This is a genomic window from Pontibacter ummariensis, from assembly GCF_900188175.1.
Lineage (GTDB): Bacteria > Bacteroidota > Bacteroidia > Cytophagales > Hymenobacteraceae > Pontibacter > Pontibacter ummariensis.
Map to the genome: position 1 here is coordinate 34,455 of NZ_FZOQ01000012.1, position 12,214 is coordinate 46,668.

Consider the following 12,214-nt stretch of genomic DNA (forward strand, 5'->3'; position numbering starts at 1 on the left):
CAGCCTTTTCTGTTTTGCTATTCGTTTACGAAACGGCTTCTGCCGTAGTAGTGGGCACTACTTCTGCTTCATTCTTTTTGCCCAGTATCTTGATCAGCCCCCATAAGAAAGCCGCCCCTATCAGGTATACCAGTAACCAGTGCACTCCCCAACTTGATAAGTTCGTGCAGATAAGGTTTGCCACCAAAGCCACTGTAACGGCATAGGGGAGCTGGGTTTTTACGTGATCGATGTGGTTACAGCCTGAGGCCAGGGAGCTCAGGATCGTGGTGTCGGAGATCGGGGAGCAGTGGTCACCAAATACAGACCCAGCCAGCACGACGGAGATCACATTATAAATGATCGGCATGGTTTCTTCTAAACTGTAGCCCTGCAGCTGGCACACATACCAGGCAGCAGGCAGCATTAGTGGGTACAGAATGGCCATGGTACCCCAGCTGGAGCCAGTAGAAAAGGCAATAATGGCAGCCAGGAAGAAGGTAATCTCTGGCAGGAAGTGGGGGGATATATTACCAGAGAAGAGAGACGTCAGATACTCTGCTGTATAGAGCTGTTGCGTGACCGCAGCTAAAGACCAAGCCAGTACGAGTATCAGGATAGCGGGTAGCATGGTTTTAAAGCCCACGACCAAAGACTCCATTGTCTCGGTGAGGCTCATGATGCGCTGGCTTACGGTAAGGGCGATGGCGACGATAACCCCGCTGAGCGATGCCCAGATAAGGGCAACATAAGAGTTAGAGTCGCCGATGGTAATGGAAAGTTTGCGGAAAAAGCCGAGGGTAACATCAGCCCACACAGCAGCGTCGTAGCCGGTGTACAAAAGGCCGATCATGGTGCCGAAAATTACGACGAGCACTGGAAGGAGGGCGTTAACGGCCCGTGTACGGGAAAGGTCTATCGGTTCGAACTCCTGCATTTCCTGTTCTTGCTTCTCCTGTCCTTTCCGATCAAGGCTTACGGCGGTAACGGCTCCTGTAGACCGGGCGCGCACCTCTGCCCGGTGCATAGGGCCAAAGTCGCGGTTCATCAGGATCAGCATAAGCATGAACACCAATGTGAGAACCGGGTAATAAGCATACTCCAGGGAATGGAAGAAAAGGGAGTATGCCCCTTCTTCAATGCCGAGTGAGGTGGCAGCATCCTTTATGTAGCCCAACTCAGCGCCAACCCAGGTCGTTACAAAGGCAATAGCGGCTACCGGGGCAGCGGTGCTGTCCACGAGGTAAGCCAGTTTTTCCCTGGAGATGCGGTGCCCGTCCGTAACAGGTCGCATGGTGTTGCCCACGATCAGGGTATTAGCATAGTCGTCGAAGAAGATAGCCACGCCCAATACCCACGTAACGACCTGCGAGCTCCTGGCAGAGCGGGCATAGCGGGAGAGCAGGTTCACAACGCCAGCCATGCCGCCGTTCTTGGAGATAATGGCTACCATGCCCCCAATAAGCATCGAAAAGAGGATAACCGACACATGGTCCCCATCCGTCAGGGCTTCCATCAGGTAGGTATCCCCAACAGCAAGCAAACCGGTGAAAATGGACGTGAAGGAAAGACCGTAGATCACAAACCCACCAACCCAGATGCCGGCGAAGAGCGCCAACAGTACTTCCCGGAAGATAAGCGCCAGTACAATAGCAATTAGCGGAGGCAGGATCGAAAGCCACATCGGGAACTCCCGGACCCCGCCAACGGCTTCTTCGTCTAATCGGTAAAGGCGGGCAAGGCTGCGGGTTTCCAGGTTTGCGGTTACCTGAATCAATTCCGCTTCTTCTGCTAGAGAGAATATCGTTTCGCCTTCTATAAAAACAACCTCCTCCAGCTCTCCATTAACTCGGAGAGGCAAAGTGCCACTGAACTTGACTAGATTCCCTTCTTCGGTGGTGGTATGTAGGTTAAAGGCCGTATCATTAATGGCCTGTAAGGACAGATCCTCAATGGCAGCCACATTTATTGCCTCTTGGGCCTGTGTTTTAAGCGACAGTAGCAGGAGGAACAAAAGGCTCAGGAAGTACTTGTAGTGCTTCATGTAGTAAGTCGAACGGATTTTGTAATCCGTTAAATAAGTAAAAAAAAGGGAAAATCTGAAATTAGCCGAAGGAGGAGGAGCACGGAAGGCAAGTGGAGCTAGTAGCGAACAGCCTTTACTTGGCCCTGTTAACGATATACACTCCTGCCAATATCACGACCATTCCTACGTAATGCCACAGCTGTATCGTTTCGCCGTCCAGTACTCCCCACATCAGTGCCACAATAGGGATGAGGTAGGTGGTGGAGCTTGCAAACAGAGTCGTGGAAATGTGGATCAGCTTGTTAAAGAGCACCAGGGCCATTGCCGTGCCGACAACGGCCAGGATGGCAATGTACATGAAAGCCTCCCAGGCACCGGGTATATGCTGTAGCTTGTACGTTACTTCGGTTGTGAAAAGGTAGCCAAGCGCAAGCGGACCCACGAGCAGCATGGCCAGACTGGATATGATGATTGGCTTTGTGCCCTGTAAGCGGTGTTTGATAATGTTTACGCTAGCGCCATAGCAGACAGTGGCCAGCACGATGTACAGGCCGAAGTACTTGTTGTCTAAGTCGGTGCTTCCGTTGCCGGAGAAAATGAGAACAACGGTGCCGATAAATCCTACGACAATGCCCAGCATGCGCATCCAGGTAATAGGCTGCCGAAAGAGCATGGCACCAATAAGCAAGGTGAATAGGGCCGTCAGGGAGTTCAGCACCCCTGCCAGGCCGCTGGCCAGCCGTGTTTCGGCATAGGCAAAAAGAAAGGCAGGTATAAAGTTGCCCAGCATGCCGGCGCCGGCCAGGTACTTCCATTTATCAGGGGCAACTGCCCTTAAATGCTGGATAGCAAAAGGAAGCAGCGAGAGGCAGGCGATGGCCATGCGCAGGGCGCCAACCTCCCCTGACGAAAAGACCACAAGTCCCTTTTTCATCAAGATAAAAGAAGAGCCCCAGATAAGAGTGAGCACAGTGATCAGGAACCAGGCAAGTGTTGCGTTTGATGTCTTTACCTGAGCGGGTTTGGTTGCTGTTTTAATGGCTATAGGATGTAATGTGTTATCAATATCGCTGCCACGGCAGTGGTAGCAAAAGCCAGGAATCAGAAAACAAAGACCGTTTTCTGTATAAGCTGCAGAAAACGGTCTTTGTTAGTGCTTTAACTTCTGAATGCAGGCTATGCTTCTGCGTAGCTCATGGTCTGCGCTATTTCGTGCAGCGTGTCGTAAATCTCGTTGATGTCCTCTGACTGTACTAGGCGCATACGCAGGGGCTTGAAGTGCGGTAGCCCTCTGAAGTAATTTGTATAGTGGCGGCGCATCTCGAAGATGCCCAGCTTCTCACCCTTCCACTCCAGCGAGTGCGTGAAGTGCTGCCGGCACACTTCCACGCGCTCTTCCAAGGTCGGCCCCGCAAGCAATTCGCCGGTCTTCATGTAGTGCTTGATCTCGTTAAAGACCCAGGGATAGCCAATGCTGGCACGCCCGATCATGATGCCGTCCACGCCGTAGCGGTTGCGGTACTCCAGGGCCTTTTGTGGAGAGTCAATATCACCATTCCCAAAGATCGGGATCTTCATGCGCGGGTTGTTCTTCACCTCCGCAATCAGGCTCCAGTCGGCCTCCCCTTTGTACATCTGCACGCGGGTGCGTCCGTGGATGCTCAAGGCCTGTATACCAATGTCCTGCAGCCTTTCAGCTGTCTCCACAATGTACTTGGTATTCTCATCCCAGCCCAGTCGGGTCTTCACCGTAACCGGCAGGTTGGTGGCTTTCACGATCTCCTCCGTCATCTTCACCATCTTCGGGATATCGCGCAACAGGGCAGCGCCGGCGCCTTTGCAGGCCACGTTCTTCACAGGGCAACCGTAATTGATGTCAATCAGGTCCGGGCCAGCCTGCGAGGAGACAATGGCCGCCTCCCGCATCGACTCGATGTCGGAGCCAAATATCTGAATGCCGATCGGGCGTTCGTAATCAAAAATGTCGAGTTTCTGTACGCTCTTGGCTGCATCGCGTATCAAACCCTCCGAAGAAATAAACTCCGTATACATCAGATCCGCTCCGTTCGCCTTACACACCTTTCGGAAGGGCGGGTCGCTCACGTCCTCCATCGGTGCCAGTAACAGGGGGAACTCACCCAACTCTATGTTCGCTATCTTTACCAAGGCAAAATCTATTTTTTCGCGTAAATTTACGTCAATTAAACCTAATCTTCTGTATGAAAGGTTTCATCTCCAAAGATCTACATCCATTTTGGGTGCTGCTGCTGTTGCTTGTGTTCATGTCAGGGGGCTATTTCGTGGCCACTTTCATCTACAGCCTGCTGGTAAACTGGATCTACGGAGTGAGCGTTTTTGAGCTGATGGATGTCGTGGCTAACCCCGCTGCCCATCCGCAGGGGCCGGCCATAATGCTCTTGCTACAGGGGGTGTTGCAGTTTTTCTCTTTTATTGTAGCCCCACTTGTCCTGCTTCGGTCTGTCAATTACGGCATCGACACGTACCTCAACTGGAAAGTGCGCCCTCTGGTGGGCCTGGTGCTGCTGAGCGGTCTGCTGATTGTCCTGATTATGCCTGCCAATTCGGTTATCATCAACTGGAACGCTGAGCTTGACTTCCCGGCTTTTATGGAGGGCTTTGAGCGCTGGGCACGGGAGCAGGAAGACCAACTAGCGGAGCTGACAAGGATGATAACCCGCTTTGAAACGGTGCCGCAGCTGCTGGTAGGCCTCTTGGTATTTGCGCTTATCCCTGCTATTGGGGAGGAGTTGGTGTTCCGGGGCATCACGCAGCGCCAGTTGTTCCGCTGGATAGGTAACACCCATGCGGCTATCTGGGTAGCTGCCATTATTTTTGGAGCTATCCATGTGCAGTTCTTCGGTTTCTTGCCCAGGGTCTTGCTTGGCGCCCTTTTCGGCTACCTGTACTTCTGGTCCGGCAGGATCAGCGTTCCCATCATGGCCCACTTCGTAAACAACGGGTTTACTGTGCTGATGCTGTATCTGCAGCAGACAGGCGCCATTGATGCAGACGTGGAAAGCACAGAGGCGATGCCCTTGTACTCCATTGCGCTGTCCGTTGTGCTAAGTGCGGCCGTCATTTACTACCTTTATCAGCAGTTTGCAGCCCTGCCCGTTAGAGAGGAAAGCATGGCCGAGGCAGCGAACGATGAGCAAGTTTAATTACCAATAACCCTATTCCTGCATTTGTCGCTGCGCCGACGCAGTTCCCTCGCATGAGCAAAAAGATATCTACCCTCAGTAATTTAAGTCAACGGATCATTGTCGGGGTGCTGGGTGCCGCCGTTTTTATAGGAGGCATCTGCTTTAGCGAGTGGACTTATTTCCTGCTTTTTCTGGTGCTCATGCTCTTAGGCATGGCCGAGTTCTACAAGCTGGTGGGGGTGCTGCAAGTAGCTCCGAACAAGAGCTTAGGCATGTTGTTGGGCGCTGTGTTCTTTGTGTCGATGTTCCTGGTACAGAAGGAGGTGATGCCAGAGGAAGTGCTTTACCTTTCGGTGCCGGTGTTGTTTCTGGTCTTTATCCGGGAAATGTACCGTAAGCAGACAGTCCCGTACACAAACATTGCGTTTACTGTACTTGGTGCCATTTATGTAGGTGTTCCCTTTAGCCTGCTGCACCTCTTAGGTTACCTAGAGGGGGAGTACAGTTGGCAGCCGATCCTGGGGCTGATGCTATTGATTTGGGCCTCTGATACGGGTGCCTATATTGCAGGAAAGAACTTCGGAAAGCACAAGCTGTTCGAGCGCATTTCGCCGGGCAAAACCTGGGAGGGCTGGGTAGGCGGTGCGCTGTTTACTGTGGCCGTGAGCTATGTGCTGTCGCTCTTGCTTATCGACCTGGAGCTGTACCAGTGGATTGGCATGGCCATTATTGTGGCCGTTTTCGGTGTACTCGGCGATCTGTCCGAATCCATGCTGAAGCGCAGCATGGGAGTGAAAGACTCAGGTACGCTTCTGCCGGGGCATGGCGGTATCCTCGATCGTTTCGATAGCCTGCTGATGGCGATTCCCTTTATTGTGGCCTTCCTGAAAATCTTCTAAAAAAATTGCGTAGTGCCTCTAGGAGGTTGAGGTTAATATTCTCAACTTTGCCGCGGAATTAATAACTGATTGATTACTCACCACTAATTTTCTAATAGTAGATGATGTTATATAAAGAGCCAGCACCGATCAAGGACAGGGAAAACCCTTTTGAGTCGATGATGTCGCGCTTCAACATAGCAGCCGAGGTGCTAGGGTTGGATGAGGAAACATACAACGTGCTGAAGTCCCCGACACGGCAGGTGATCGTGAACGTGCCCGTTACCATGGACGATGGCAAGGTGCGCGTGTTCGAAGGCTTCCGGGTCGTGCATTCTAACATCCTTGGCCCTTCCAAAGGTGGTATCCGCTATGCCCCGGACGTGTTTCTGGATGAGGTAAAGGCCCTGGCTGCCTGGATGACCTGGAAGTGTGCTGTGGTGGATATCCCTTACGGCGGTGCCAAAGGCGGCATTATCTGTGACCCTTACTCTATGTCTGCCGGCGAGATCGAGCGTCTGACAAGAGCCTATACGTCTTCGTTGGTAGATATCTTTGGCCCTGACCAGGACATCCCAGCTCCGGACATGGGTACAGGGCCACGCGAGATGGCCTGGCTGATGGACGAATACTCTAAAACGAAAGGGTCTACGGTACACGCTGTGGTAACGGGCAAGCCGCTCGTTCTCGGTGGATCCCTGGGCCGTGTGGAGGCTACAGGCCGGGGCGTAATGGTGTCGGCTATGGCTGCCATGGAAAAGCTGGAGATGGACCCGAACAAGTCTACGGCGGTAGTGCAGGGCTTCGGTAACGTGGGGGCCTGGGCTGCCAAGCTGATGGCAGAGCGTGGCGTGAAGATCCTGGGCATTAGTGACGTGAGCGGGGCTTATTGGAATGACAACGGGATTGACATTGAGGAGGCCATAGAATACAAAAATGCACACAACGGACGCCTGGAAGGATTTAAAGGGGCAGAGACAATGAACCCGGATGAGCTGCTGACTGCTAAAGTGGACGTGCTGGTGCCTGCAGCTGTGGAGGACGTGATCACCATCCATAACGTGAATAAGATACAGGCCCGCCTGATTGTGGAAGGGGCAAACGGGCCGACCTCTTACAAGGCCGACAACATCATCAACGAGAAAGGCATTATGGTGGTCCCGGACATTCTGGCCAACTCCGGCGGTGTAACGGTGTCTTATTTCGAGTGGGTGCAAAACCGGATGGGCTTTAAGTGGACGCTGGACCGTATTAACTCGCGGGCAGAGCGTATCATGAACGAGTCTTTCGAGCGCGTTTACGCGGCTTCGCAGAAATACAACGTGCCTATGCGCATCGCGGCTTACATCGTAGCCATCGATAAAGTGGCGATGACTTATAAGTATCGCGGCGGTTTCTAATACAATTTTTAAGGGAATAACAGAAAGATTATATAATTTTGGAGCCGGATAATAGCCCATCCACGAAACTGGATGGGCTATTGTAAGTTATATAAGTACCTGCGGCAAATTAAAATACTAATGAAAATTCATAAGGAAGGACGAAGAATCTTATTTTTTACCCTGTTGATCTTGCTGGTGCTGAATTTATTGCTCTACAATTTCAACGAAGAGAACGTTACCTTTAACAGAATTTTCTCAGTTGTATCCGCTGTACTTTTTCTCCTGATCCTTCAGTTTTTTCGCAGCCCGTACCGTAACCTGCTGTTGCACGAAGACCTGATTACAGCCCCTGCCGATGGTAAAGTAGTGGTGATTGAGGAAGTAGAGGAGCCCGAGTACTTTAAGGGCAAGCGCAAGCAAATCTCTATTTTTATGTCTCCGATTAACGTGCACATTACGCGGAACCCGGTTTCTGGCATCGTGAAGTACTTTAAGTATCACCCGGGCAACTACTTTGTCGCCTGGCACCCGAAGTCAAGCACCCAGAACGAGCGTACCACGGTGGTAGTAGAATCCACTGCGGGTCCGGAGGTGCTGTTCCGGCAAATTGCCGGTGCTATGGCCCGTCGTATTGTGTGGTATGTGAATGAGGGAGATGAGGTAAGCCAGGGCGAGGAGTTCGGCTTCATCAAGTTCGGTTCCAGGGTAGACGTGTTTGTGCCATTAGATACCGAGATAAAAGTAGAGCTAGGTCAGAAAACCAAAGGAGGCCAGACGGTAATTGCACAGTTGAAGACAGCTCCACCGACTTTGTTTGGATAGCGATAGACAAAGGACTCCTGGATTAAAGACATTCTGTAAATAAAAAGAGGTCGCTGCAGTTAACACCTGCAGCGACCTCTTTTTATTTTGCTACCGTAAGCTGAAAACTTGCGACTTCATTATATGAAACCTGTTTTGACTAACTTGAATACAGCGCTTTTTGTCTAAAAGTCTTCTATCCAGGAATCCTTCGTCCAAAAGCTAATACCAACTTTCCACCAGCTTCATGAGTTGCTCCAGGTAGCGCTGGTCTGTCTCGTCGAAGTCGTTAAGTTTGTCGCTGTCCACGTCCAGTACCAGCTTTACTTCTCCGTTTTTTATCACAGGTACCACAATTTCCGACTTTGAGTCGCTGCTGCAGGCAATATGACCAGGGAAGGCCTCTACATCTGGTACCACAATAGTTTCCTGCCTTGTATAGCAGGCACCGCAGACACCTTTGTGATAAGGGATGCGGGTACAGGCAATAGGTCCCTGGAATGGGCCTAGCACCAGCTGCCCTTCTTTATTGAAATAGACACCAACCCAAAAGAAGCCGAAGCCTTGCTTCAGGGCTGCTACCAGGTTAGAGATATTCGCGATAAGGTCTGTTTCTCCTGTCACGAGTGCCTCTATCTGTGGGAGTAATGCTTTATATTTTTCCGCTTTGCTAAGACTTGCGTCTACTATAAGTGATTCTGCCATCTTTGATCTTGTATGACTGTGTACTGTTTTATTGCTTTATCGACAACAAGCAAGGACTTATCCTTTGCCTGAGAGTCTTTCGCCTATTGGGCCGTTGCGGTAGTGCAACAGTTGGTCAGCGCCTAATGTTTGAATTGCCTGCAAGCTACCGAAAGCCATGGCTGGTGCCTTTACGCCAGCTGCTAAGGTTTTGGCTGTACTTTTAAATACAATTGCCTCATCCCACAGGTTAGCTTGCAGCAGGCTTTCCAGTAGAAAGGTGCCGCCCTCCACCAACACAGACAGGATATTCCGTTTGTACAGGTCCTGCATGATTTGTGGGAGCATTAATTCCTCCTCTTTCAATTGCACGTAGTACAAATTCTCTTGCTCCTCTTGCTTTTTGTAGTTGTACACTACCGTTGCCTGACTCTTGTCGAAAAGGTACAGGTGTCCTGGCAGCAAAAGTTGCTTGTCAATTACTATCCGCAGTGGGCTTTTGCCACCCCACAAGCGGGTATTCAGGCGTGGGTTGTCGTGCAGGGCAGTACGGCTGCCGACCATAATGGCCTGCTCCTCTGAGCGCCATTTGTGGGCCAGCCGCTGTGCCAGTTTTCCGCTGATCTGTAACTGTCGGTAATTAGCGGCAGCTATAAAGCCGTCTGCTGTCTCAGCCCATTTCAGAAAGAGGTAAGGGCGCTTTTGGCTGTGGAAGGTGAAAAAGCGCTTGTTCACCTCAAAGCCCTCTTCTTCCAGTATGCCTACTTTTACCTGTGCTCCTGTATCAAACAGTTTCTTAATGCCACGTCCTGCCACCAGGGGGTTGGGGTCTGTGTTGCAGATGATTACATCCTTTACTCCGCTGCTAACCAGTAAGTCGGCGCAGGGAGGCGTTTTTCCGAAGTGCGAGCAAGGCTCCAAGGTAACGTAAACACGACATTTAGGCAGCAGGCTCCTGTCCTCAACCGCAGCAATGGCATTCACCTCGGCATGAGGTCCACCGTAGGCTTTGTGCCATCCCTCCCCGATAATCCGCCCTTCGTGCACCACTACACAGCCCACCATGGGGTTAGGGCTCGTGTAGCCACTGCCAAGCTTGGCGAGCTCTAAAGCACGGCGCATGTACAGTTCATCGGAAGAGGTCATCTTGCTACTTGTGTCGTATTACGTACTTTTGCAAAGATACCTAAAAACTAACGAAAGAACATTCGTGGCTACAATCCAGAAAACACAGCAGCTTATTCGTCAACGCATTCGCGATGCTTATCCTGAACCAGAGGCGGGGGCTGTTGCACAGTTAGTCTTGGAGCACGTGTTGCAAAAGTCAAGGGTACAGCTGAGCCTGCAGCAACAGGAAGAACTCACAGAAGCGCAGGAGGCCCAAATACATCAGGCCATCAGCAGACTACAGAAGCAGGAACCGGTACAGTACGTGTTGGGAGTGGCCCATTTCTATGGACTGGAACTAGAGGTAGACGAACGGGTGCTGATCCCGAGACCAGAAACAGAGGAGTTGGTAGACCTGGTGCTAAAGGAGCACCAAGGACAGAAAGTATTGCAGGTCTTGGACATCTGCACCGGGAGCGGCTGCATTCCCCTGGCTTTGGCAGCAAGTCTTTCAACAGCTAAGGTATATGGACTGGAGGTGTCAGGAGGAGCCCTGGAGGTAGCCAAGGCTAACAGCCAGAAGCACAACTTGTCTGTCACTTGGCTGCAGCAGGATATATTTGACCCTGTACACGGTATCCCGGCCGATTCGCTGGATATCATCACCAGCAATCCGCCTTATGTGTTGGAAGAGGAGAAACAGCAGATGCGCCAGAACGTACTGCAGTTTGAGCCGCACCTGGCCTTATTCGTGCCAGACACCGACGCTCTCAAATATTATAGAAGGGTAGCAGCAGTTGCCTGGGAACTCTTGAAAGATGGAGGGAAGCTGTACTTCGAAATAAACGAGCGCTACGGAAAGCAGGTGCAGGAATTATTACTGCAGACAGGTTTTCTGGAAGCAACCGTCGTGCAGGACCTGTTCGGCAAAGACAGAATAGTACGGGCCCTAAAGTAGCTAAGCGGATTAAGGTGCAAGAGCTTCATGTTGTCTGTAAAGTACAAACACGTACTTTTGTAACACACCTAAATGAGGAGTATCAGGAGCGGATTGTGGGCAGCTTAAGGGCAAAATAGCCCAATGGCACGTGAAACAGCAAGGTGCATGACACCCAGGGGTATCATTTACGTTAGAACAAGCTACAAGATAAAAACATAAAACATTGGCAAAAGGAAAGATCTTAGTAACAGGAGGGGCGGGCTATATTGGCTCTCACACCGTAGTGGAATTGGTAGAGGCAGGCTACGAGCCTATAATTGTTGATAATTTCTCTAATTCTGAGGAAAGCTCATTGGAAGGTATTACGGCTATCGTGGGCTACCAGGTGCCCTGCCACCGCGTGGACTGCACGGACGCAGCTGCCATGCGGCAGGTGTTTGAAAAGGAGAAGGACGTTCAAGGGGTAATTCATTTTGCGGCTTATAAAGCAGTGGGCGAATCGGTGGAGCAGCCGCTTAAATATTACCATAACAACGTGGGCTCCTTGGTAACGCTCTTGCAGATAATGGAAGAATTCAGGATGTATAACCTTGTCTTCTCTTCCTCTTGCACGGTGTATGGTATCCCGGAGCAGTTGCCTGTAACGGAACAAACACCCGTGCAGAAGGCTAACTCGCCTTACGGCAACACCAAGAAAGTATGCGAGGAGATTCTGACAGACCTGGCAAACAGTGGGAGCAAGATGCAGAGCATTGCTTTACGTTACTTTAATCCTATCGGAGCGCATCCGTCAGCTAAGATCGGTGAGTTGCCGCTAGGGGTGCCGAATAACCTCGTGCCGTTCATTACCCAGACAGCCGCTGGCATCCGGGAACAACTCACCATCTTCGGCAATGATTATGATACGCCGGACGGCACCAATATCCGCGACTACGTGCATGTAGTAGACCTGGCAAAAGCACACGTGGTGGCAGTAGCGCGACTGCTGGAAGGCAAGGTAGATGCGCTGGAGTTCTTTAACGTAGGAACCGGACAAGGGACCTCTGTATTAGAGGCGGTACAGGCTTTTGAGCGGGCTACGGGCCAAAAGTTAAACTATAAGATAGGTGAGCGGCGCCAGGGCGATGTGCCTAAGATCTTCGCCGATGTAACGAAGGCAACAGAGGAACTGGGCTTCAAGACAACCAGCACCTTGGAGGAAGCTATGAAAAGTGCCTGGGACTGGCAAGTATCCCTTCAGAAAAGATAAACAG

General features: G+C 51.3%; 11 protein-coding genes. 6 read left to right on the top strand and 5 right to left on the bottom strand.

The window, feature by feature from the left end; all coding sequences use genetic code 11:
* Nucleotides 1-25: 25 nt before the first annotated feature.
* From CHB92_RS13550 to dusB, 3 genes are all read right to left on the bottom strand, one after another.
* A complete protein-coding gene (locus tag CHB92_RS13550; protein ID WP_245842566.1) occupies nucleotides 26-2,023 on the bottom strand; it encodes a Na+/H+ antiporter NhaC family protein in 1,998 nt (665 codons plus the stop codon).
* A gap of 115 nt (nucleotides 2,024-2,138) precedes the next feature.
* Entirely contained in the window at nucleotides 2,139-2,975 is an 837-nt protein-coding gene (locus CHB92_RS13555; RefSeq protein ID WP_444850682.1) for a DMT family transporter, read from the bottom strand.
* A gap of 206 nt (nucleotides 2,976-3,181) precedes the next feature.
* Nucleotides 3,182-4,171 (bottom strand): tRNA dihydrouridine synthase DusB, encoded by a 990-nt coding sequence (dusB, locus tag CHB92_RS13560; RefSeq protein ID WP_089319758.1) that lies wholly within the window; start codon nucleotides 4,169-4,171, stop codon nucleotides 3,182-3,184.
* A 53-nt stretch (nucleotides 4,172-4,224) separates the two neighbouring features.
* On the opposite strand from dusB, the gene CHB92_RS13565 reads away from it, so the two are divergent.
* The 4 genes from CHB92_RS13565 to CHB92_RS13580 all read left to right on the top strand — a co-directional run bounded on the left by CHB92_RS13565 (nucleotide 4,225) and on the right by CHB92_RS13580 (nucleotide 8,251).
* A complete protein-coding gene (locus CHB92_RS13565) occupies nucleotides 4,225-5,187 on the top strand; it encodes a CPBP family intramembrane glutamic endopeptidase (RefSeq protein WP_089319759.1) in 963 nt (320 codons plus the stop codon).
* A gap of 53 nt (nucleotides 5,188-5,240) precedes the next feature.
* On the top strand, nucleotides 5,241-6,068 hold the full coding sequence (locus CHB92_RS13570; protein ID WP_245842570.1) for a phosphatidate cytidylyltransferase: 828 nt from the start codon (nucleotides 5,241-5,243) through the stop codon (nucleotides 6,066-6,068).
* A gap of 104 nt (nucleotides 6,069-6,172) precedes the next feature.
* The gene (locus CHB92_RS13575) at nucleotides 6,173-7,447 is read left to right on the top strand and encodes a Glu/Leu/Phe/Val family dehydrogenase (RefSeq protein ID WP_089319893.1); all 1,275 of its coding nucleotides are present in this window, start codon (nucleotides 6,173-6,175) and stop codon (nucleotides 7,445-7,447) included.
* A 120-nt stretch (nucleotides 7,448-7,567) separates the two neighbouring features.
* Nucleotides 7,568-8,251, top strand: coding sequence for a phosphatidylserine decarboxylase family protein (locus CHB92_RS13580; protein WP_089319760.1), 684 nt, complete (start codon nucleotides 7,568-7,570; stop codon nucleotides 8,249-8,251).
* Between the two features lie 201 nt (nucleotides 8,252-8,452).
* On the opposite strand, the gene CHB92_RS13585 is transcribed toward CHB92_RS13580, so the two are convergent.
* Both CHB92_RS13585 and ribD read right to left on the bottom strand, forming a co-directional pair.
* Nucleotides 8,453-8,935, bottom strand: a complete 483-nt coding sequence (locus CHB92_RS13585; RefSeq protein WP_089319761.1) for a GAF domain-containing protein — start codon at nucleotides 8,933-8,935, stop codon at nucleotides 8,453-8,455.
* 57 nt (nucleotides 8,936-8,992) lie between these two features.
* Complete coding sequence (ribD, locus tag CHB92_RS13590; RefSeq protein WP_089319762.1) at nucleotides 8,993-10,060, bottom strand: bifunctional diaminohydroxyphosphoribosylaminopyrimidine deaminase/5-amino-6-(5-phosphoribosylamino)uracil reductase RibD; 1,068 nt, start codon at nucleotides 10,058-10,060, stop codon at nucleotides 8,993-8,995.
* Nucleotides 10,061-10,124: 64 nt separating this feature from the next.
* Here ribD and prmC point away from each other — a divergent pair, with 64 nt between their 5' ends.
* Both prmC and galE read left to right on the top strand, forming a co-directional pair.
* The gene (prmC, locus tag CHB92_RS13595) at nucleotides 10,125-10,979 is read left to right on the top strand and encodes a peptide chain release factor N(5)-glutamine methyltransferase (RefSeq protein ID WP_089319894.1); all 855 of its coding nucleotides are present in this window, start codon (nucleotides 10,125-10,127) and stop codon (nucleotides 10,977-10,979) included.
* A 205-nt stretch (nucleotides 10,980-11,184) separates the two neighbouring features.
* On the top strand, nucleotides 11,185-12,210 hold the full coding sequence (gene galE, locus CHB92_RS13600) for a UDP-glucose 4-epimerase GalE (RefSeq protein ID WP_089319763.1): 1,026 nt from the start codon (nucleotides 11,185-11,187) through the stop codon (nucleotides 12,208-12,210).
* Nucleotides 12,211-12,214 lie beyond the last annotated feature (4 nt).